Here is a 22,324-nt window from a genome sequence, read left to right on the forward strand (position 1 = left end):
TGCGGGGGGTGGTTGGGGGGGGGGGGGGGGGCCTCGGGGGACAGGGCGGTCATCCTCGGGCCTCCTCGGTGTCCGGGGCCGGACGGGCGGCGCGCAGCCGGTCGTCCAGTTCGCGCAGGACGCGCGTGGTGTCGGCGGTCGCCGACCGGTCGCCGTAGACCACGTCGTTGAACAGGCGGGCGCCCTCGGCCAGGCCTCCGGCTTCGCCGGGCAGCACCCGGCCGGCCTCGTCGGCGAGTTCGGTCGCGGTGCGGCCGGCACGGGGGGAGATGATCGTGCGGTCCTCCAGGTCGACGCTGATCGCGCGCATCCGTTCGGTGACGGCGGCGGCGTACTCGCCGTTCTTCTCGTGGGTCTCGGCGGCCGTCCGGTGATCGCGGGCCGAGAGCGGGACCCCCTCGTGGACCGCGCCCTCGGCGCGGCGCGTCCGGGACGGACGCAGCCACAGCACGAGCCAGAGCACCAGGAGGGCGATCACGACGAGCACGACCACGACGCCCCAGCCGCCACCGCCACCGGGGACCGGGAACTCCAGGCCCATCAGCCATTCCATGAAGCGGTCCAGCAGGGACGGCTCCTGCTCCCCGTACACCGGGTCGCTCAGTTCCTCGATCGCACGACGCCGTCCCTCGTCCCCGGTCACCTCCCGGACGGCCGTGAACAGGGGGATCACGCGCGCGGCTCCGGCAGGTAGATCTCCGGACCGACGTCGTGACCGGACAGGGCGGCGGTGTGCAGTCGCAGGTCCAGTCCCTCCCGGCGCATCCGCAGATCGACGTAGAGGAGGGTCGTCACGCCGACGGTGAAGGGTGTGGTCACCGAGTAGACCAGCACGTTGCCCACGTACATGACGGCACCCGAGGCGACCGCGGCCCACAGTTCCCCGGGCCCGACGAAGCTGGGAACGATGGAGACGATGCTGAACGGGGTGCTCAACAGGCTGCTGACGAAGAGGATGAGGATGAACGAGAGCAGGACGATGCCGAAGACCCGCCACCAGCTCCCCTGGGTCAACCGCCAGGAGCGGGCCAGGGCAGCGCCGACGCCGACGCGTTCCAGGACCACGATGGGCATGGCGAAGTAGATCCGGATGAAGATCCAGAGGGCCAGGGCGCCGCCGCCGAGGAGCCCGAACAGCAGTGAGATGACGACGATGGCGATCCCGAGTCCCTCGCTGCCGGAGAACGACACGGCGACCCCCATGACCACGCCACCGATGGTGGCGCCCATGACGACCATGGACAGCCCCATGCTGATGAGCAGTTGGAGCAGGGCGAGACCGATGACGGGACCGATGCGCTCGCGGAACGCGGTCCAGGTCTCACCGGGGGACAGCCTTCGCCCCAGGACGGCCATGCCGACCGTCGTCGTGAGCAGACCGGTGAGGAAGACGGTTCCGGCGTAGCTGATGAGGCCCCCGCCGTACACGGCGATGATCGACCACGCGCTGAAGGGCATCGGATCGTCGGGGCCGACCGACATCGGATCGTTCATCATCTGGTCGAGGAACGTCCCGTAGTCGGACATGTATCCACCGAAGCCGATGGAGCTGACGATGCTGGAGACCGCCAGGACGATCATCGACAGGCCGACCATCGTCTTCGGGTTGCGGCGGATGAGCGAGAACGCCCCGTTGAGGATGTCCCCGAGGGTCATCGGGCGCAGCGCCACCACACCGGGCTTGGGCACCTGGGGCGGGGCCTGGTGTCCGCCGCCGTATCCGTATCCCTGTTGTCCCTGACCGGCCTGCCAGTGTCCCTGCCCGGGCGGGCCGTAACCGGGCGGGCCGTACGCCTGCCCGCCGTTCCCGGGTGCGGCGAAGCCCCGCGCCGGGTCCTGCGGGTGTCCCGGCTGCGGAGGCCCGTACCCCGGAGGCCCGTATCCCGGAGGCCCGTATCCCCGGCCGGCCTGCGGGCCGGTGTACCCGTGCTCCGGCTGTCCGTATCCGGCCTGCCCGGGTCGCCCGGAGAGGGCTCCCGACCCCGGGGCCGCGAAGCCGGGCACGCCCGCGGACGCCCCGTCGGCGGGCGCGAAGGAGGGACGTTGCGGTTCCTGTGGCCCGGAGACCGACGACTCCCGTCCCGGCGCGGCCCAGGGGTCCGGCCCCGGGGCGTCGGACGTGGGCGATCCACCGTTCACGGGCTCCTCCGGGGTCTCCCCCGACGGGTTCCGGTGGTCGTCCTCCTGGGTCATCTGTTCCCGCCCTCCGTGAGGTTCGGTTACGCTGCGCGAGCGGTCCTCGGTGCGTTCTCTCCGTGTCGGACACCAACCTACCGGCCGGTTCCCCCGAAGTCGGGCGCGGTCCGGGCGGCTTCCTGTGCAACCGACTCACTTCATTCCTTTTGTATGCTTTCTGTTACCAGCCGGTCGGATGCTCTCAAGAGTTCCATCGCCCTTCCGGCCAGGGCGGACGCCCGAAGCGGCCGAAAACGGCCGCTGAAGGCCCCAATGACATCGACCGCGCTTCCCACCGTTCCAAGAGATGGCAAGGTGGGAGGAGAATGACGGTTCCCGCGCCCAAGGACAATGACGGCGCACCCGAACCGAACCGACGACGTTCGAGTTCTCGATGAGAGAGGAGTAGGCGCCGAGAAACCGCCTCACCGGCGGTACCGACGCCCGGCGCCGGACACACCGATGAAGGGACGTGTACTGGTTGTCGATGACGACCTCGCCCTCGCCGAGATGCTCGGCATCGTGCTGCGCGGCGAGGGCTTCGAGCCCTCGTTCGTCCACGACGGCGACAAGGCCCTGGAGGCCTTCCGCGAGACCAAACCCGACCTGGTCCTCCTCGACCTGATGCTGCCCGGGGCCGACGGCATCGACGTATGCCGTCAGATCCGCGCCGAGTCAGGCGTCCCGATCGTCATGCTCACCGCCAAGAGCGACACCATCGACGTCGTTCTGGGCCTGGAGTCCGGGGCCGACGACTACATCGTCAAGCCGTTCAAGCCCAAGGAGCTCGTCGCCCGCATCCGCGTGCGACTGCGCCGCACCGAGGAGCCCGCTCCCGAGGTGCTCCAGATCGGCGACATCACCATCGACGTCGCCGGCCACGCCGTACGCCGCGATGGTGAGCAGATCAGCCTCACCCCGCTGGAGTTCGACCTCCTGGTCGCCCTGGCCCGCAAGCCGCGCCAGGTCTTCACCCGCGAGGTCCTGCTCGAACAGGTCTGGGGCTACCGCCACGCGGCCGACACCCGCCTGGTCAACGTCCACGTGCAGCGCCTGCGCGCCAAGATCGAGAAGGACCCGGAGCACCCCGAGGTCGTCGTGACCGTTCGCGGGGTCGGCTACAAGGCCGGAACCGCCTGATACCCGCGAAGCGCACATGACCGCAGCAGCACCCGAGGAGGAACGGGGGGCCGCCGGCTCCGAGGGGGGACGGTCCGCACCGCCCTCCGGACGACCCGAGTCCGGGGGGCGTCGAACCGACCCCGGCTCGGGTCTCACCCGTGCCTACCTGTTCGCCCAACGGGCCGCCCGGGCCCTCGTCCGCGGTGCCCACACCAACTGGCGCCGATCCCTGCACCTGCGTGTCATCTCCACGACACTGGTGCTGTCCCTGCTGGTCATGGCGGGCTTGGGCTACGTGCTCATCTCCCAGGTGCGCAGCGGACTCCTGGACGCCAAGATCGGCACCGCGGTCAACGATCACCGTGCCGGGCTCAACTACGCGCTCGCCGAACTCCAGGAGAACGAGACCGGCGACCGCGACCGGTTGATGTACAACATCGCCAACGAACTGGCCGACCGCAGCGGTGACACCGGCCTGTACGGGGTCGTCATCCTGCCCTCGGTCGACGACGAACTCGGCTGGGTCGGCGAGAAGCTGGAGGAGGCCCCGGACAAGAAGCTGGAGGACAGCGTCCCCGAGCGGCTCATCGACCAGATCCGCGACTCCATGGGCGACCAGCAGTACCACACCTACGCGCGGATCCAGAGCGACACCGACGGCACCGAGGACCCCGCCCTCGTCGTCGGCGCCGAACTCACCCACGCCTACGAGCTCTACTACGTCTTCCCGCTCCAGCACGAGCAGGAGATCCTCGACCTGGTCCAGCGCACCGTCGCCCTGGTGGGGACCCTGCTGGTCATCCTCCTGGGCCTCATCGCCTACGTCGTCACCCGCCAGGTCGTCACCCCGATCCGCTCGGCCGCCCAGTCCGCCGAACGACTCGCCGCCGGCGACCTGTCCGAACGCATGACCGTCCAGGGTGAGGACGACCTGGCCCGACTGGCCGTGTCCTTCAACGACATGGCGGGCACGCTCCAGGAGAAGATCCAGGAGCTGGAGGAGCTCTCCAAGCTGCAACGCCAGTTCGTCTCCGACGTCTCCCACGAACTGCGGACCCCGCTCACCACCATCAAGATGGCCGGTGACCTGCTCTTCGACGATCGTGACGAACTCGAACCCGCCATGCGGCGCTCCGTCGAGTTGTTGCAGAGCCAGGTGGAGCGTTTCGAGGAGCTCCTCGCCGACCTCCTGGAGATCAGCCGGCACGACGCGGGCGCGGCCACCCTCGGCATCGAACCCTCCGACATCCGTGACGCGGTGATGAAGGCGGTCGGCGACGCCGAGCAGATCGCCGAGAAACGCGGCATCAAGGTCATCATGCGCCTGCCAGCCGACCCCTGCGTCGCCGAGTACGACCCCAGGCGGATCAACCGCATCCTGCGCAACCTCGTGGTCAACGCCATCGAGCACAGCGAGGGCCGTGACGTCGTGGTCACCGCGGCGGGGGACCGCGACGCGGTCGCCGTCGCCGTGCGGGACTACGGGGTGGGCCTGAAGGAGGGGGAGGAGCACCTGTGCTTCGACCGCTTCTGGCGGGCCGACCCGGCGCGGGTGCGCACCACGGGCGGAACCGGGCTGGGTCTGTCCATCGCCAAGGAGGACGCCACCCTGCACGGCGGCTGGCTCCAGGCCTGGGGCATGCCCGGGCAGGGATCGCAGTTCCGGCTGTCGCTGCCCCGCCACGCGGAGACCGAACTGCGCGGTTCCCCGCTGCCCCTGGTGCCGCCCGAGTTCTCGTTGGGCCGCGCCTACCCCCGCGAGGGAGAGGACACCACGTGAGCGCACCCCTCGACGACCTCCGCCGTTCGGTCGGCGCGCTCGGCGCCGCCGTCCTGGCCTGCCTCCTCCTGGCCTCCTGCGCCACCGTGCCGACGACCGGGCCGGTCGTCCAGGGGGAGGGCGGCGCCAGTACCGCCGACCCCTACGGCGGTTACGTGCGGCTGCTCCCGGCGGGCCCGCAGGACGGCATGAACCCCGACGGACTGGTCGGCAGCTTCCTCAAGGACATGGGCAGCTTCGAGGAGGACCACGAGGCGGCCCGCAGCTACATGCTGTCCGAGACCCGGGAGGAGTGGGATCCGGACGGTTCCGTCAAGGTCTTCACCGACCTGGACACGGTCGACCTGGAGGCGGACGTCGCCGAGGACGGGCTGACCGCCGTCGTGAGGATGCGCAGCCCTCTCGTGGCGACCATCGACGGCGACGGCAAGTACCGCTCCGGTACCCCCGGGGTGATGATGAACGAGCAGTTCACCCTGGCCCGTGAGGGTGACGACCCCGAAGGGGAGTGGCGTATCCGGGGCCTGCCCGACGAGCTGATCCTCAGCCAGCTCGACGTGGAGCGCACGCACCGGCCGTTCAACCTGTACTACTTCAACCCCGAGGGCACCGCGTTGGTGCCCGACCCGATCTACCTGCCGGTGAGCACCGACCGGATCGCCGAACGCCTGATGCGCAGGCTCATGCAGGGCCCCACCTCGTGGTCCGAGCCGGCCGTGCGCTCGGAGTTCCCCGAGGGCACCCGCCCGACGGTGCGATCGGACGCCGAGAGCGTCACCGTCGAGGTCACCCGGATGGGCGACGCCGACGAGTTCCGGATGGGCGCCCAGATCGCCTGGACACTGCGACAGCTCCCGGACATCCAGGAGTTCACCCTGGTGGTGGACGGGGACGCGGTGGCCTTCGCCGGCGCGGACGGCGACAGCGTCGACCGGCCCAGGCCCGCCAGCGGCTTCTGGCTCGGGGTGAACCCGGGCGCGGTCCTCCAGAGCGTGAACGCCTACTACGCGCACGAGGGCCAACTGTGGTCGGCCTCGGAGTGGGCCACCGAAACGTTCGGGGAGGCCGAACGGGTGCCGGGGCCGCTGGGCGCCGGCGACGTCCCGTTGGACCGGTTCGCGGTCTCGGTGGACGAGAGCACCATCGCCGGTGTCACCCTCGGCGGCGACACGGTCGTGACCTCCCTCGCCGCACCGGGAGCGGACGTCGTGGAGGTCCTGGACCAGGGGATCTTCACCGAGCTGTCCTGGGACATCGACGGGAACCTGTGGGTCGTGGAGGAGTTCGGCGAGGAGGCGGAGGAGGGCGAGGACGACGCCGAGGAGGCGGAGACGGTCGATCCGGAGACCCCGGCCGAACCCGCGCCCCCCGCCCCCGGTGCCTCCGCCGTGTGGGTGCTGCGCGACGGTGACGAGGTCGTCCGGGTGGACGTCGCCGACCTGCGCGACGAGTCGCTGGTGCACTTCCGGATCTCCCGTGACGGTGCCCGCGCGGCCGTGGTCACCGAGGTCGACGGGCGTCGCCGGCTCCAGGTCGGCCGGGTGGAGATCGGCGCGGACGGCCAGGTGTCGGTGGGCGACTTCGTCGTCCTGGCGGGCGAACTGGCGGACGTCTCCGAGATCTCCTGGCGCTCCGCCGACCAGTTGGCCGTCCTGGGGCGCCGCGAGGGCGGCACCGACCAGGTGTTCCTCGTGGCCCTGGACGGGGGCAGCCCGCCCTCCAGCGCGGGCAACTCGGTCACCGGGCTGGTCACCGTTTCCGGGGCCCCCGGCCAGCCTCTGGTGGCCGGTACCGACGACGGCAACATCTGGATCTCCAACGACAGGTTGAACTGGAAGAACGCCGGGGAGGGCGGCTCGCCCGCCTTCCCGGGCTGATCCGTCCCCGAAGCACCCCGATCATCGACCCCCGACCCGCTCGGGGACGCCTCGCCACGGCGGGGACGCGTCCGCCTCGATCACCGGGGCCCTCGCCCGGAAGCGCGAGGGCCCCGCCGTCGTTCGCGCGTTCCCTCCCGCAGGGGGCGGCGGTCCCGGTGGGGACCGGCCCGGGTGACGGAGGCCCCGGACCGTCCCGAGCGGTCGTACGCGTGCGGGGAGGGTTGTCCACAGGCCCGGATCGGGGGTGGCGGGCCGGGGGCGGCCGGCCGATCCTGAGGACATGGACGTACGAAGGGCCCTGGCCGGCGCGCTGTCACGGATGTGGGCGGCGTTGCTCGACCTGCTCCTTCCCCGTGCCTGCGCGGGGTGTTCGGGGCCGGCGGGACCGCTCTGCGGTGCGTGCCGGGGGCGGTTGCGGCGCAGGCCGCACCGGTGCGCGCCCCGACCCGGCTGCCCGCCGGTCTGGGCCGCCGGACCCTACGCCGGGCTGCACCGGCGGGTACTGCTCGCCTACAAGGAGGGGGACGACGCGCTGGCCGCCGTGTGGGGCGAGCGGTTGGCCGCGGTCTGCGAGGCGAGCGGCCTGGTCGGGCCCGGGACCCTGCTCGTCCCCGTGCCCGGGCGGGGACCGCCGCACGACCCGCGGGCACCCGTGGCCAGGGTCGTGGCCGCCTGCGGCGGCCGGCCGCTGCCGCTCCTCCGCCATCGGGGCCGGGTGCGTCGACAGGCGGGCCTGGGACGCCGTGAACGCCTCACCAACCGGGTGGGCGCGTTCCGGGCCGACCGGGTCCCCGCCTGGGCCGTGGAGGGGCGTGTGGTCGTGGTCGACGACGTCGTCACCACCGGGGCGACGGTGGCCGAGGCGACGCGGGCGCTACGGGCGGCGGGACTGCGCGTGGTCGGTGCGGTGACGCTCGCGGAGCGGCTCGTCGACGGCGAGGAGAGGGCCGGGGAGAAGGTTTTACGAACACCCTCGAAACGATGAAAAGTCCTTGTGTACAGGGGTTCGCGCTGATTTTCGAAGGCGTGGGGACGGGATCCCCACCTGACATCCTCGCCAGGACAGGTTACGGTCACCGTATGGCACCCGTCCGGGTCCGTGGTTGCGTCGGAGTTTCGGTGTCCCCGGGAATACCGGGGCACTCCTCCGGCAAGCCGATGCCAGGCGCAGGCGAAACGGCCCACGTAAGGCGACTTTTCGTCGACCGATCACGGTGCGCCTTAGAGGTAAGTCCTGCCCCGCGGAGGGTCCCGATGTCCCTCACGACAGGGAGAAGAGCGGTAGTCGCGGATAAGAGCGGCGAAACTCTCAGCAGGCGGATGTGGGGACGAAGACCAGGTCGGCCGGACGGGTGGCATCCCATCGGGGGGTTCGCCAAGGGCGAGCCCCCGACGGGTCGTTCCCGGCCCTCCCAGGGCCCACCGCGCCCGGAGGGCCGGCCCCTCGCCGCGTCCTCGTCCACGGTCGCCCCGTCCCGTTTCCGGGCCCGTGTCCTTCTTCCCGGTTCTTCCAGTTCAGAGGTCCCTCCGATCACGTGCCCGTGACGCGTGATGACCGTGTCTCTGATGGGTATACGCCTTTTCAACCGAGACGTGATCCGAGCAGAACCGGATCACCCGCAGAAGGGGGCTGAGAGCACGAGATCCTTCCGTCCCCCGAACGACGGAAGGTCCAGCAGCCGGCATGGCCGCCGCTTTCTCGGCGGCCACGCGATGAAGGGGGTCCTATGGACATCATCGTCAAGGGTCGACGCACCGGTGTGAGCGACAAGTTCCGACAGCACGTCGAGAACAAGCTCGACAGGCTCTCCAAGTGGGAGAAGAAGGGCATGACCGTCGATGTGGAGGTGTCCACGGAGCGCAATCCCAAGCTCGCCGACGTGAAGGAACGCGTCGAACTGACCATCCGCTCCAACGGCAACGGTCCCGTCGTGCGCAGCGAGGCGGCCGCCGTGGACCGGCACGGCGCACTGGACATCGCCATCGACAAGATCGAGGCGCGCCTGCGCAAGGCCGCCGACCGCCGCAAGGTGCACCGGGGCAGCAGGGCACCCGTCTCCGTCGCCTCCGCGACCGCGAACCTCCCCGGAGACCTGCCCCAGGAAGTGACGACCGCGCAGGCACCCCCGGCCCAGCGCACCGCGGAGGAGGAGATCGACTCCGTCTCGACCGATGACCGCTTCTCCGATGAGTTCGTCGAACTCGACACCCAGGGGGACGTTCCCCTCATCGTTCGAGAGAAGACCCACCAGGCCAAGCCCATGAGCATCGACCAGGCCCTGATGGAGATGGAACTCGTCGGCCACGACTTCTTCCTCTTCCACGACGAGGTCAAGGACGCGCCGAGCGTCGTCTACCGCCGTAGGGGCTTCAACTACGGGGTCATCCGCCTCGTCGACTGATCCGCATCCGCCCCGTCCCCCACGGGGCCCGTACACGGGTGCGGCGGACCTCCCGGCCCGCCGCACCCCGCATGTTCAGGACTTCCCCGACCGCCGCTCCCGTCGCCGCTCACGGCGGAGCCGCTGCTCCTCGCGGAGTCGGCGCAGTGAGGTGTCGTGCGGTTCCTCCGGTTCCACCGAAGGGGCGTCCAGCACCACGTCGCTGAAGATGTCGGTGACCGCCGCCAGCACCACCGCCGCCACCAGGAACACGCCCGCGACGATCAACAGCCACACCGTCATCCCCTGTGCGACGGCGATCCCGCCGAGCGTGAACCCGACCAGCGCCAAGGTCACCACCGCCCACGACGCCGCCCGTCCCCGGTGCCGTCCGGTCGGTGCCAGACTGCCGCCCTGCCGTTGGAAGCCCCGGATCCGCTGATCGTGGTCGGGACGATGGTGTTCCCACTCCAGGCTCGCCTCGGCCGACGACGGATGTCGTCGCCCCTCGATCAGGTCGTCGAGGACCTCGACGGGGCTTCGGGGCGACGGGGCCTCGTGCCCTCCTGTCCGCGTGGACCTTCTGCTCATGCGCATGGTGATCCCCCTGGGCGCGTCTCGCGTCCGACGGGCCCGACCGCTCCGGTGCGGGCCGGGCGTTCGTTCCTAGCTCTACCCGTATGCGGACGATGAACGCGGAACCGCGCGTGGAGACCGGGGTCCCGACGCCGGGGAGGACCGGCCCCGTCGCGGATGCGGAGGCTCCGACGGTTGGAAAACGGTGAGAATCCGAGCCCTTCCCCTCGCACCCCGCCTCGTGGTGCGCCTGCGGGCCGGGGGAACATTCACCGTGGTTTCGATCGTTCACCAGGGGGAAAGGGCCTCCCGTTCGGGTCGCGGTCGTGAGACCGGGTGAAGGGTGCGAGTCCTCTAGGATGTAGGCCCGAGGGCCCAGGGACCCCCGCCGCCCTTACGCGGCCACGGGACAGCGGTCAGCGGGCCTTGATCTGATCTCCACGCGCGTCGTGGAGCCAACCGCGATCTGCGAGGAGCGCATAGGAAGTGCCAGGGATACTCAGCAGGCTCCTGCGCGCGGGTGAGGGAAAGATCCTGCGCCGGCTCAACAAGCTGAAGAACGAGATCAACTCGATCGAGGACGAGTACGTCGACCTCACCGACGAGGAGCTCCGGGACCTCACCAAGGAGTACAAGGAACGCTACGAGGACGGCGACGCCCTCGACGACCTCCTCCCGGAGGCGTTCGCCACCGTCCGCGAGGCGGCCAAGCGCACCCTGGGACAGCGCCACTTCGACGTCCAGCTCATGGGCGGCGCCGCGCTCCACTTCGGCTACATCCCCGAGATGAAGACCGGTGAGGGCAAGACCCTGACCGGTACCCTCGCGATCTACCTCAACGCGCTCGCCGGCCAGGGCGTGCACGTCATCACCACCAACGACTACCTGGCCAGGCGCGACGCCCAGACCATGGGCCGCATCTACCAGTTCCTCGGTCTGGAAGTCGGGGTGATCAGCCCCAACATGACCCCGGCCGAGCGCCGCAAGGCCTACCAGGCCGACATCACCTACGGTACGAACAACGAGTTCGGCTTCGACTACCTGCGCGACAACATGGCGCTGTCCCTCAAGGACACCGTCCAGCGCGGTCACTTCTTCGCCCTCGTCGACGAGGTCGACTCCATCCTCATCGACGAGGCCCGTACCCCGCTCATCATCAGCGGCCCCTCCGAGCAGAACTCCCGTTGGTACGGCGAGTTCGCCAAGATCGCGCCCCGCCTCAAGCGGGACACGGACTACGAGGTCGACGAGAAGAAGCGCACGGTCGGCATCACCGAGGCCGGTGTGGCCAAGGTCGAGGACTGGCTGGGCATCGACAACCTCTACGAGGCCGTCAACACCCCGCTCATCAGCTTCCTCAACAACTCCCTCAAGGCCAAGGAGCTGTACCGCCGCGACAAGGAGTACATCGTCAAGGACGGTGAGGTCCTCATCGTCGACGAGTTCACCGGTCGCGTGCTGGCGGGCCGCCGCTACAACGAGGGCATGCACCAGGCCATCGAGGCCAAGGAGCGCGTCAAGATCAAGGACGAGAACCAGACGCTCGCCAAGATCACGCTCCAGAACTACTTCCGCCTCTACGACAAGCTCGCCGGTATGACCGGTACCGCCGAGACCGAGGCGGCCGAGTTCCACCAGACCTACGGCGTCGGCGTGGTGCCCATCCCCACCAACAAGCCGATGATCCGCGATGACGTCAAGGACCTCGTCTACAAGAACGAGGACGCCAAGTTCCAGGCGGTCGCCGAGGACATCGCCGAGCGCCACGAGGCCGGTCAGCCGGTCCTGGTCGGTACCACCAGCGTCGAGAAGTCCGAGCTGCTGTCCCGGATGCTCAAGCGCGAGGGCGTTCCGCACGAGGTCCTCAACGCGAAGAACCACGCCCGTGAGGCGTCGATCATCGCCCGCGCCGGCAAGCTCGGCTCCGTCACCGTCGCCACCAACATGGCCGGTCGCGGTACCGACATCATGCTGGGCGGCAACCCCGACTTCCTCGCCGACGAGGAGCTCCAGGCGCGCGGCCTGAGCCCGCTGGAGACCCCCGAGGAGTACGAGGCGGCCTGGTCGGACGCGCTGGAGAAGGCCAAGGCCGAATACGAGGAGGAGCACCAGAAGGTCGTCGAACTCGGCGGCCTCTACGTGCTCGGCACCGAGCGGCACGAGTCCCGGCGCATCGACAACCAGCTCCGCGGCCGTTCGGGCCGCCAGGGCGACCCGGGCATGTCCCGCTTCTACCTGTCCCTCCAGGACGACCTGCTGCGCCTGTTCAACAGCAGCCGTCTGGAGGTGTTCATGAACCAGCTGAACATCCCGGACGACCAGCCCATCGAATCCGGCATGGTCAGCAAGGCGATCGCCTCCGCCCAGGGCCAGGTCGAGACCCAGAACTTCGAGATCCGCAAGAACGTCCTCAAGTACGACGAGGTCCTCAACCGGCAGCGCAAGGTCATCTACGCCGAGCGCCGCAAGGTCCTCGAAGGCCAGGACCTCCGCGACCAGGTGGTGGTCATGCTGGAGGAGGTGCTGCGCGGCTACGTCGCGGAGGAGACCTCCGCGGGCGACCCGACCGACTGGGACCTCGACAAGCTGTGGCGGGCCTTCAAGCAGGTCTACCCGATCGGCTTCACCGTCGACGAGTTCATCGAGGAGAACGGCGACCTCCACACCCTCACCGGTCAGCTCATCGCCGACCGCGTGGTGGAGGACGCCAACACCGCCTACGAGAACCGCGAGTCCGAGCTGGGCGAGGAGGCCATGCGCGAGGTCGAGCGCCGGGTCATCCTCCAGGTCATGGACCGCAAGTGGCGCGAGCACCTCTACGAGATGGACTACCTCCAGGAGGGCATCGGCCTGCGCGCGATGGCTCAGCGCAACCCGCTGATCGAGTTCCAGCGCGAGGGCTTCGACATGTTCCAGCAGATGCTGGAGGCCATCAAGGAGGAGTCGGTCGGCTACCTCTTCAACGTCGAGGTCCAGGTCCGCAAGAAGGAGGAGCCCAAGCTCACCCCGGCCGCCGCCGCCACGACGGCCGCCGCCGTGGGCGGGTCCTCCGGTGCGGCGACCGTGGCCACCGCCGTGGAGGAGGACGAGGAGGCCGTCGAGGCCGAGTCCCCGACGGAGGAGGCCGAGCCCGCCGAGGACGTGGTGGTCCCCGGTTTCGGTGAGGGCCAGCCGAGCCGCCTCCAGTACTCCGCGCCGAGCGAGGACGGTTCCGTCGAGCGGCACAGCGAGGTCAACGACGAGTACGCCGGTGCCTCCCGCAACGCTCCGTGCCCCTGCGGCTCGGGCAAGAAGTTCAAGAAGTGCCACGGTGACCCCGCCGTCCGGTGATCATCGTCGAACACGCGCGTGGGCGCGGTCCCCGATCCGGGGCCGCGCCCACGCGCGTGACCGGGGGAGCACCGGCGCCGCCCCTCGGCCCGCGCGGGTGCCGATCCTCGCGGAGGTGACACCGGCCCCGGCCCTCGTGCACCGGTTCCCGTCGACTCGCGCCGACGCGGTGAACGCCGTGGCCGCGCACCGATCCCCGCACCGATCCCCGCGGCGGGCCGTGCGGTCTCCACGGGCTCACGCGGACTCTCGGCCGAGGCCCGGAACGGGCGCGGGCCCGGCCCCGGAAGCACCGGTACCGGACCCACGACGTGCGGGGCGGGGGAGGATCAGCCCCTGCCGTCCGGATCCCTCGGGGCGGGCGTCCCCGGTTCCGGTCCGCCGTCCGCCGCACCGGACACGGCGGACGGGACCGGATCCTCCTCGGGATCGTCCTCGCGACCCGGGGTGGGCAGGTTCAACCACTTGATGAGCAGGTAGAACACCGCGAAGTAGACGAAGAAGTAGACCACCCCGAGCAACAGGACCAACCCCAACCCCTGGGTGTTGTCCTTGCCCGCGTTGAGCAGCAGGTCGATGAGACCGGCCGAGAACCCGAAGCCCAACTGGGCGTCCAAGGCGTTGAGCACCGCCATCGACACGCCGGTCAGCACGATGTGCACCACGAACAGCAGCGGTGCCACGAAGATGAACGCGAACTCCACCGGCTCGGTGATACCGGTGACGAACGCGGTCAGGGCCGCCGGGATCATGATCGACCCGATCCGGGTCCGGCGGGCCTTCGGAGCGGCCGACCACATGGCCAACGCCGCCGCCGGCAGACCGAACATCAGCACGGGGAAGAACCCGGCCAGCATGCCGCCCGCGTCGGGATCACCGGCGAAGTAACGCGTGATCTCGCCGTGCGACACATTGCCCTCGGCGTCGGTGTAGGTGCCCGACACGAACCACACGAGCGAGTTCACCACGTGGTGCAGACCCAGCGGCAGCAACAGACGGTTGATCACCCCGTAGGCGCCGGCGCCCACCGCGCCCAGCCCCACGATCCACTCGCCGAAGTCCTGGATCCAGGCGCCGACCACCGGCCACAACAGACCCAGGGCCACCCCGATGAACAGCCCGGCCACCGCCGTGACCATGGGCACGAACCGGCGTCCGCCGAAGAACCCCAGCCAGGTCGGCAGCTTGATCCGGTGGTAGCGCTGCCACAGCAGCGCCGCCACCAGGCCCATGACGATGCCGCCGAGCACGTCGGTCGGGTTCTTCACGGCGTGGTTGATGACCGGCATGACCTCGGCGACCACGGTCGGATCGGTGATCGCCTCCCGCGTCTCCAGGTCCACGGGGAGCGGATAGGTCACCAGACGTGATCCCAGGTCACCGAAGGGGCCGTCGTAGGTCACCATCGTCCAGGTCGCCACCCTGTCGAACACCAGGTAGCCCACCACGGCGGCCAGCGCGGTCGAGCCGTCGGCACGTTTGGCGAAGCCCAGGGAGACGCCGATCGCGAACAGCAGGGGGAGCGCCTGGAAGATCGCGTCGCCCGCCATCCCCACGGCGCCGGCGACCGGGACCATCCATCCCATGCCCGGCCATCCCGCCACCCCGTCGGCGCCGAGCAGGTCGGGTTGGCCCAGTCTCAACAGGATCGCGGCGGCAGGCAGGACCGCGATCGGCATCATCAGGCTGCGACCGAGCCGTTGCAGCCAGGCCAGGCCGGAGGAGGAACGCTTGGGCTTCGCGGCCTCGGCGGTCGCGGCAGGTGTGTTGTCCGAACTCAAGGGGGGTCCTTCCCTCGGACGCGCGCCTCGTGGGCGCGGGGTGTGTCAGTCGCCGTGCCGTCGGGGGTCCAACCGGGAGTGCAGCTGGTAGCGGTCGGCACGGTAGGTGGACAGCGCCAGTTCCACGCACTGTCCCTTGGTGAAGCTGCGGCGCTGCATCACCAGCACCGGGCTTCCAGCGGGCAGGCCCAGGAGGCGGGAGTCGGCGGAGTCGCAGATGCCGGCCTCGATGGTCTGTTCCCCGGAATCCAACAGGATGTCGTACTCGTTTTCCAGCACCTCGTACAAGGAGCGTTCCGCGAGGTCGAAAGCCTCCAGGCCGGGGACCATGGCGGCGGGGATGTTGGAGCGCTCCACGGCCATGGGTTCGTCGTCGGCGGTGCGCATGCGCTCGATGTGGTGCACCAGGGTGCCCGGTTCGATGTCGAGCATGCGCGCGGTGTGCCCGCTCGCCGGGATGACCTGGCGGATGAGCTCGCGCGCCCCGGGCTCGTACCCGCGGGCGCGCATGTCCTCACTGAAGGACGCCAGTACCAGGGACATCTCGATCTTGGGGCGGGCGACGAAGGTCCCCTTGCCGGGGACCCGGTAGAGCCGTCCCTCCGACACCATCAGGTCGATGGTCTGGCGGACGGTCATGCGCGACAGACCGTAGGAGGCGCTCAGTTCCCGTTCCGAGGGGATCATGTCGTCCACCCCCAACCCGGCCTCGGTGATCCAGTCCAGGAGCAGGTCGCGGAGTTGGACGTACTTCGGCAGCGGGTTCGCGGGATCGATCGGCATCGTTGCGGGCGGCCTTCTCGGTCGGTGTGACGGGCGGTGGGTGGTCCGGTGCGCTCCCCGTTCGGGTTCGGTGGCGGACATGAGCGCGGGATACATGATCCTGTACCCCGCGTATCGGGACAATCCCGAAGTGACTGGTATAGTCCGGACTAGACCATAGCTCTGTCCGCGTGTCAATCCACCCAACGGCAGGCGGTTCTTACCACTTCACGGGAGTGCCGGGGGCCCGGCACGAGCAGGGAAGGCTCTCCATGACCACCACGACGAGCATGATGCGCTCCGAGATCGCCGAGCAGCCCGAGGCGCTGCGCCGTACCTTCGCGGAACTCCTCCCGCTCCGACCGGAGATCGAGGCCCTGGGCCGCTCCACGAGGCACGTGCTCTTCATCGCCCGTGGTTCCTCCGACAACGCGGCCGTCTACGGGAGCTACCTCCTCCAGGCGCACGCCGGCCGACTGGCCACCCTCGGTTCCCCGTCCATCGCCACCTCCTACGGCGCGAAGATCGACCTGTCCGACGTCCTGGCCGTGGCCATCTCCCAGTCCGGCAAGACCGAGGAGATCGTCGAGACCATGCGCTGGGCCGCCGACTGCGGCGCCCGCACCGTCGGCGTCACCAACGGCGCGGACTCGCCGCTGGCCGCGGAGGCCGACGTCGCACTGGTCACCCGGGCCGGCGCCGAGGTCGCCGTTCCCGCCACCAAGACCTACAACACCCAGCTCGCCGCCCTGGCGGTGCTGGCCCTGGGACTGGGCGCCGACCTGGACCCCGCGGACCTGGACCGGGTCCCCGATGCCATCGAGGAGACCCTCGCCGCGCCCACCGACTCCCTGGACGAGATCGTCGAGCGCATGGTCGCCGTGCAGGGCGCGGTCATCTCCGGGCGCGGCATGGCCTTCTCCACCGCGCTGGAGGCCGCCCTCAAGCTGAAGGAGGCGTGCTACCTGCACGCCATGGGCCTGTCCTACGCCGACCTGCTGCACGGCCCCATCGCGGTGGTCGACCCGCGCACCCCGGCCCTGCTCGTGGCCGCCCCCGACGGCCCCACCCTCCAGGGCACGGTCGCCCTCGCCGAGCGCGCGCGTTCGGCCGGCGCCCCGGTGTTCGGCTTCGGCGGCGGTGCGGCCCTGGCCGCCGCCAGCGACCTGTCCGTCCCCGTCCCGGACGTGCCCGAGTGGGTCGCCCCGATGAACCTCATCGTCCCCGCCCAGCTCCTCACCGAGCGACTCGCCCGCCGACTGGGCTACGACCCCGACGTTCCCCGCGGTCTCAACAAGGTCACCCAGACCGGCTGAACCGGCCTCCGGGGCGGCGCGCGGAGGCGACGCCGCCCCGACGTGTCTGGCGCGTCGGGTGTCGGAGCCCTAAGCTCCCAGCCACGGGGACGATCGCGGTCCCCACGGCGGAGCACGGAGGGGACACATGGCGGACAAGGCAGCGGCGATCGTCGCGGGTCTGGGCGGTGCGGGCAACATCGAGGACATCGAGGCGTGCATCACCCGGTTGCGCACCGAGGTCGCCGATCCGGCACTGGTGGACGAGAAGGCGCTCAAGGCCACCGGAGCGCACGGCGTGCTGAGGTCCGGCAACGTCGTCCAGGTGGTCGTCGGCCCCGAGGCCGACACCCTCACCGACGACATCCGGGACATCATCGACCGGTGAGGGAGGGAACGGGGAACCGTTCTCCGCCCGCCCGGATGAAGTCCCCTCTGAAGGGAAGACCTCCCCCATGCCAGACGTCAACGGATCCCTGAGCGTGTCGTCCCCCGTCCGCGGAACGGCCCTGTCCCTGGAGACGGTGCCCGACCCGGTCTTCTCTCAGGGAATGGTGGGGCCGGGTGTCGCCGTACACCCCGAACCCGGCCAGGAGGGCGGCCAGGAGGGCACCCAGGAGGCGGTCGCCCCCATCGACGGGACCCTCGCCAAACTGCATCCGCACGCCTTCGTGGTGATGGCGCACGATCGGCGTCGAGGGGTGCTCGTCCACCTGGGCATCGACACGGTCAAGCTCAAAGGCGAGGGTTTCCTCCTCCTGGCCGAGGAGGGGGCCGAGGTGAGCGCGGGCACCCCCATCGTCCGCTGGTCCCCCGGATCGGTGGCCGCGCGGGGGTTGCCCACCGTGGTCCCGGTCGTCGCCCTGGACGCCGCGCCCGGCGCGCTGCACTCCTTCACCGACGGCCATGTGGCCTCGGGAGGGCCGCTCTTCACCTGGGAGTGAGCCCCGACGCGCGGGAGAGCACACCCGCGCACCGGCGGTGACGTGCCGTCATGCCCCACGGAAGGCGGTAGTCTCCGGCGGACCAGCGATCCGCCGGAGATGAAGCCCACCATGAGAACGTCCCTTGCCCGCGCCCTGGCCTGCGCGGGACTCGCCATGATCGTCACCGCCTGCACCACGGCACCCCCGGAGGTGGACACCTCGCCGCGCGAAGAACCGTCACCGTCGCCCACGACCCCGCCCTTCGAGCCGGTCCTGGCCCCGCGACTGCTCGCCGAGATGGACCTGGACGACAAGATCGGCCAACTCCTGGTCCTGACCGCCCAGGGGACCACCGCCGCCGAGAACGCCGCACTGATCGAGACCCACCGGCCCGGTGGTCTCATCTACTTCGACGCCAACCTCACCGACGCCGCCCAGATCGCCGAGCTCTCCAACGGGGTCCAGGAACTCTCCCCGGTCCCGCTGTTCCTCGGCATCGACCAGGAGCAGGGACTCGTCGTGCGGCTGCCCGTGGGCACCCGCTTCCCCGACGCCATGGCGGTCGGCGCCACCCGCGACAGCGACCTGGCCGCGCTGCGCGCCACCACCACCGCGATCGAACTGGCGGCCCTGGGGATCAACCTCAACTACGCGCCCGACGCCGACGTCAACACCGACCCGAACAACCCCGTGATCGGCATCCGCTCGTTCGGCTCCGAACCCGACCTGGTCGCCGAGATGGCGGTCGCCGAGTCCGCGGCCTACGCCGATCAGGGCATCGTCCCGGTCGTCAAGCACTTCCCGGGCCACGGCGACACCGACGTGGACAGCCACACCGGGCTGCCCGTCATCGACCTGCCGCGCGACACGTGGGAGGCCGAGCACCTGCCGCCGTTCCGCGCCGCCGTCGACGCCGGGGTGGACGCCGTCATGACCGCCCATGTGCTCATGCCGCAACTGGATCCCGACGAACCGGCCACCCTGTCGTCGACGATCATCGGCGGCATCCTGCGCGACGAACTCGGCTACGAGGGCGTGATCACCACCGACGCCCTCAACATGGAGGGGGTGCGTCAGCGGCACTCCGACGGCGAGAACGCGGTCCTGGCCCTCGAAGCCGGGGTTGACCAGCTCCTCATGCCCCCGGACCCGACCGCGGCGGTCGCCGCCGTCAAGGAGGCCGTGGAGACCGGCCGCCTCACCGAGGAGCGCATCGACCAGTCGGTGCTGCGCGTCCTCGCCCTCAAGGAGGAGCGCGGCGTCCTCGAAGCCGACCCCGTCGACCCGGCCGCCGCCGAGGAGATCCTGACCGACCCGGCGCACGCCGACGCCGCCCAGCGCGTGGCGGACGCCTCCGTCACCCTCCTGCGCAACACCGACGACCTCCTGCCGCTGCCCCCGGGGACCCGGGTGCGGGTCGAGGGGACCAACGCCGACCGGCTCGGCCCGGCCCTCACCGACGCGGGGCTCGACGTGGTCACCGGCGACGCCGACGCGGTCATCGTGGGCACCGACACCGCCCCGGTGCACCGGTCCTCGGCGCCGACCATCGCGGTCTCCCAGGGCGGCCCCTACGTACTGGGCTCCTCCGACACCGACGCGTTCGTCGCCGTGTACTCCTCGGTCGACGTCTCCCTGGCGGCGGCAGCCCGGGTCATCGCCGGCCGGATCGAACCCACCGGGACGCTCCCCGTGGGGATCCCGGAGACGGATGCGACCTTCGGAACGGGGCTGACCTTCGAGAAGGATTGAAACGGGCGGGGAACGGGAACAATCGTTGCCCGCCCGATCTCCGGGCATTCCGAGGTCGGGTGATACGACGACACGGATGGAGGGGATCGGATGGACCGCACCCGCCGAGGGGTCATCTCCGATTGGGGAGGCGTGCTCACACCCCCGCTCCCGGAAGGGATCCGGGCCTGGCTGTCCGCCGACCGGATCGACATCGACCACTACTACGAGGTCATGACGCCGTACTTCGACGGCAGCATGACCGCCGACAACCCCGTGCACGCGCTGGAGCGCGGGGAGATCGACACCGCGCGCTTCGAACGCGACCTGGCGGCGCTGCTGCGCTCCACCCACGGTGGACCGGTGCTCGCCGAAGGGCTCATCCAGCGCATGTTCGCCTCGTTCGATCCCGTGCACGACATGTACGAGGCACTCCGCGAGGCCCGTCGGGCGGGGGCGAGCACCGCCCTCCTCTCCAACTCATGGGGCAACGGGTACCCGCACGATCACTTCGAGACGACCTTCGACCAGGTGGTCATCTCGGGCGAGGTGGGGATGCGCAAACCGGAACCGCGCATCTACCTGCACACCTGCCAGCGGATCGGGTTGCGGCCCGAGCAGTGCGTGTTCATCGACGACCTGGAGCACAACGTCCGCACGGCCGAGGAACTGGGGATGACCGGCATCCTGCACGTCGACGTGGCGACCACCACCCGGGAACTGCGCGGATTCCTCATGGCGGACAGCGAGGCTGCCTGACGGGTGCGGCACACTTCAAGGTGACCGTCCCACCTTCCGGAGAGCCGCGATGTACGTCTTCCTGCCCAGCACCCTTCCCTCCCTCACGACCGTCCTCGACGAGGGGAGGGTGCCGGTGCCGGTCGCGTTCGCGGCGGGCACCGACGACGAGGAGGCGGGGTACGAGGCGATGTACACGGCCGCCGAGGAGTCCCTCCGCCTGCTCGCCGCCGATCCGGACGCGCCCAGACGCCGCGTCGTGCTGGCGGCGAACGTCGCCGACCACCTCGTCGAGGAAGAGGGGCGCGAGGGGCCGGACGTGATCCGCGTCCGCGTCACGGGGGAGTCGATCCCGTACAAGCGACTGGCCTCCGCCCACATCGACGACGAGGCGGTGGAGGCGGACATCGCCGAGGCGGTGAACGACCCCGACTCCGACGCCGCCGACGACCACGAGCTGATGTGGTACGCCCTCCAGGAACTGCGCCACCTCCTCGACTGAAGGCGTCGGGACCGTGGCCGTGCGATCGGGCGGCGCCACCGGGTGGGGTGGCGTCGCCCGACGACAGGGACATGGATCATGCGACCTCGTAGCTCACCCGCCTGGTGTCCAGGAGGGTCGCGCCCGGAGGCAGGGCCGTGTTCACGCAGTCCGCGGGCAGGATGCGCAGCCAGATGCCGTTCTTCTCCTCGTAGGGGTTCCAGCGGTCGAGGAAGTCCCAGAGGGAGTGGAGGAACGGCGCGAAGGTGCAGGCACAGCGGCCCGGGTTGATGTTGGAGGAGACCGGAGAGCGCAGGCCGACCAGGGAGATGCCGTCCTCGTCGGGCTCACCTCCCCGGAGCACCTGGACGATTTCGGTGTAGAGCCCTTGGCCGGGCAGCGTTGATGACGCCATGGAGTCAACTCCTTGCGAAGAGGAGGCGGAGCCGGGTATGGGTCCGCGACTGACTCCAGTCTGGGCTTGGCTGGCTCAATAATCAAGCTATTTTTGTAGTCGGCTAAAAAAATTCCCGAAGGAGTGCGCGCCACTACGATCGAGTTGCGGCAAGGTCTGTCTGGAAGGGGTCTCTGTGTCCGGTGGTCACTCTCCCGGGGTGCGTCGACGGAGGCTGTCGGCGGCGCTGAAGCGGCTGCGCGAAGACAGGGGACTGTCTGCTGCTGCGGTGGCCCAGCAGCTCAAGTGGTCCACCGGCAAGCTGACCCGGTCTGAACGGAACGAGTGGAAGTTCCCCAAGCGCACTGATGTCGAGGCCCTGTTGGACCTTTACGGGGTGGAGGGGCGGGACCGCGCTCACCTTCTCAGTTTGACCGAGGAGGCTCGGGGGCGCAGTGACTGGCACGAATACGCTGACCTGTTCCCCGGCTCATTGCCGGACCTGGAGGCAGAAGCTGTCCGGATTCGGACGTACGAGGTGGTTCTGATCCCGGGTCTGCTTCAGACGCCGGACTACGCGGCATCTGTCGCTCGTGCAAGTCAGATCGTTCCTCCCGAGCAGATTCAACGCAAGGTTGAGTCCAGGATGGCTCGTCGGGCCGTTTTGGATGCTCCTCAGGGACCTCATCTCACCGCGGTCGTCGACGAGGCCGCGATGCGCAAGGTGGTCGGTTCTTGCGCTGTGATGGCTGAACAGCTGCGTTTCCTGATCGGTATGGCCGCTCACTACAAGGTGACGGTCCTTGCCCTGCCAGATGAGGCAGGAGCCCACCCAGCGATCGATGGCGCCTTCACCTTGTACGATTTCCCAAGGCCGGAGCCAGGGATCGTTTCCATCACGACCGGCGTGGAGACCCTCTACATCGAGGATGGCGACTACTTCGACCAGCACGCTCTGATCTTTGATTCCCT

At 69.9% G+C, this 22,324-nt stretch carries 19 protein-coding genes; 13 read left to right on the plus strand and 6 right to left on the minus strand.

Going from position 1 to position 22,324, the window contains the following annotated elements:
- Positions 1-49: 49 nt before the first annotated feature.
- Together RM479_RS27240 and RM479_RS27245 are read right to left on the minus strand one after the other, a co-directional pair.
- A complete protein-coding gene (locus RM479_RS27240) occupies positions 50-673 on the minus strand; it encodes a DUF4129 domain-containing protein (RefSeq protein ID WP_274808603.1) in 624 nt (207 codons plus the stop codon).
- Positions 670-2,193, minus strand: a complete 1,524-nt coding sequence (locus RM479_RS27245) for a glycerophosphoryl diester phosphodiesterase membrane domain-containing protein (protein WP_311514552.1) — start codon at positions 2,191-2,193, stop codon at positions 670-672. The genes RM479_RS27240 and RM479_RS27245 overlap by 4 nt, the downstream gene beginning before the upstream one ends.
- A 444-nt stretch (positions 2,194-2,637) precedes the next feature.
- Between RM479_RS27245 and mtrA the strand changes: the two genes are divergently transcribed.
- The 5 genes from mtrA to hpf all read left to right on the plus strand — a co-directional run bounded on the left by mtrA (position 2,638) and on the right by hpf (position 9,359).
- Positions 2,638-3,315 carry an MtrAB system response regulator MtrA gene (gene mtrA / locus RM479_RS27250; RefSeq protein WP_073376517.1) on the plus strand — a complete coding sequence of 226 codons (678 nt, stop codon included), beginning with the start codon at positions 2,638-2,640 and terminating at the stop codon, positions 3,313-3,315.
- Positions 3,316-3,331: 16 nt separating this feature from the next.
- Entirely contained in the window at positions 3,332-5,077 is a 1,746-nt protein-coding gene (gene mtrB / locus RM479_RS27255) for an MtrAB system histidine kinase MtrB (protein WP_311514553.1), read from the plus strand.
- The gene (locus tag RM479_RS27260) at positions 5,074-6,954 is read left to right on the plus strand and encodes an LpqB family beta-propeller domain-containing protein (protein WP_311514554.1); all 1,881 of its coding nucleotides are present in this window, start codon (positions 5,074-5,076) and stop codon (positions 6,952-6,954) included. The genes mtrB and RM479_RS27260 overlap by 4 nt, the downstream gene beginning before the upstream one ends.
- A gap of 283 nt (positions 6,955-7,237) precedes the next feature.
- Positions 7,238-7,942 (plus strand): ComF family protein, encoded by a 705-nt coding sequence (locus RM479_RS27265; RefSeq protein ID WP_311514555.1) that lies wholly within the window; start codon positions 7,238-7,240, stop codon positions 7,940-7,942.
- Between the two features lie 742 nt (positions 7,943-8,684).
- Positions 8,685-9,359 carry a ribosome hibernation-promoting factor, HPF/YfiA family gene (hpf, locus tag RM479_RS27270; RefSeq protein WP_311514556.1) on the plus strand — a complete coding sequence of 225 codons (675 nt, stop codon included), beginning with the start codon at positions 8,685-8,687 and terminating at the stop codon, positions 9,357-9,359.
- A 75-nt stretch (positions 9,360-9,434) separates the two neighbouring features.
- Here the strand turns inward: hpf and RM479_RS27275 are convergent, their stop codons facing one another.
- Complete coding sequence (locus RM479_RS27275; protein ID WP_311514557.1) at positions 9,435-9,929, minus strand: hypothetical protein; 495 nt, start codon at positions 9,927-9,929, stop codon at positions 9,435-9,437.
- Positions 9,930-10,400: 471 nt separating this feature from the next.
- On the opposite strand from RM479_RS27275, the gene secA reads away from it, so the two are divergent.
- Positions 10,401-13,244 (plus strand): preprotein translocase subunit SecA, encoded by a 2,844-nt coding sequence (gene secA / locus RM479_RS27280; RefSeq protein WP_311514558.1) that lies wholly within the window; start codon positions 10,401-10,403, stop codon positions 13,242-13,244.
- Positions 13,245-13,573: 329 nt separating this feature from the next.
- Here secA and RM479_RS27285 read toward each other — a convergent pair whose 3' ends face one another.
- Together RM479_RS27285 and RM479_RS27290 are read right to left on the minus strand one after the other, a co-directional pair.
- Entirely contained in the window at positions 13,574-15,025 is a 1,452-nt protein-coding gene (locus RM479_RS27285; protein ID WP_311514559.1) for a PTS transporter subunit EIIC, read from the minus strand.
- Between the two features lie 45 nt (positions 15,026-15,070).
- Positions 15,071-15,808, minus strand: a complete 738-nt coding sequence (locus RM479_RS27290; RefSeq protein ID WP_274808594.1) for a GntR family transcriptional regulator — start codon at positions 15,806-15,808, stop codon at positions 15,071-15,073.
- A gap of 251 nt (positions 15,809-16,059) precedes the next feature.
- On the opposite strand from RM479_RS27290, the gene RM479_RS27295 reads away from it, so the two are divergent.
- The 6 genes from RM479_RS27295 (at position 16,060) to RM479_RS27320 (ending at position 20,979) form a co-directional block, all read left to right on the plus strand.
- Complete coding sequence (locus RM479_RS27295) at positions 16,060-17,103, plus strand: SIS domain-containing protein (RefSeq protein WP_311514560.1); 1,044 nt, start codon at positions 16,060-16,062, stop codon at positions 17,101-17,103.
- A 127-nt stretch (positions 17,104-17,230) separates the two neighbouring features.
- The gene (locus RM479_RS27300) at positions 17,231-17,470 is read left to right on the plus strand and encodes a PTS glucose/sucrose transporter subunit IIB (protein WP_274808592.1); all 240 of its coding nucleotides are present in this window, start codon (positions 17,231-17,233) and stop codon (positions 17,468-17,470) included.
- A 67-nt stretch (positions 17,471-17,537) separates the two neighbouring features.
- A complete protein-coding gene (locus RM479_RS27305; RefSeq protein WP_311514561.1) occupies positions 17,538-18,026 on the plus strand; it encodes a PTS sugar transporter subunit IIA in 489 nt (162 codons plus the stop codon).
- 111 nt (positions 18,027-18,137) lie between these two features.
- Positions 18,138-19,760 (plus strand): glycoside hydrolase family 3 protein, encoded by a 1,623-nt coding sequence (locus tag RM479_RS27310; RefSeq protein ID WP_311514562.1) that lies wholly within the window; start codon positions 18,138-18,140, stop codon positions 19,758-19,760.
- Between the two features lie 90 nt (positions 19,761-19,850).
- A complete protein-coding gene (locus tag RM479_RS27315) occupies positions 19,851-20,498 on the plus strand; it encodes an HAD family hydrolase (protein ID WP_311514563.1) in 648 nt (215 codons plus the stop codon).
- Positions 20,499-20,547: 49 nt separating this feature from the next.
- Positions 20,548-20,979 (plus strand): DUF6912 family protein, encoded by a 432-nt coding sequence (locus RM479_RS27320; RefSeq protein WP_311514564.1) that lies wholly within the window; start codon positions 20,548-20,550, stop codon positions 20,977-20,979.
- Between the two features lie 76 nt (positions 20,980-21,055).
- Here the strand turns inward: RM479_RS27320 and RM479_RS27325 are convergent, their stop codons facing one another.
- A complete protein-coding gene (locus RM479_RS27325) occupies positions 21,056-21,373 on the minus strand; it encodes a hypothetical protein (RefSeq protein ID WP_311514565.1) in 318 nt (105 codons plus the stop codon).
- Between the two features lie 253 nt (positions 21,374-21,626).
- On the opposite strand from RM479_RS27325, the gene RM479_RS27330 reads away from it, so the two are divergent.
- Positions 21,627-22,324, plus strand: a 698-nt coding sequence (locus tag RM479_RS27330; RefSeq protein WP_311514566.1) for a helix-turn-helix domain-containing protein, incomplete at its 3' end; no start/stop codon positions are given.

The sequence above is a fragment of the Nocardiopsis lambiniae genome (genome assembly GCF_031845465.1).
Lineage (GTDB): Bacteria > Actinomycetota > Actinomycetes > Streptosporangiales > Streptosporangiaceae > Nocardiopsis > Nocardiopsis lambiniae.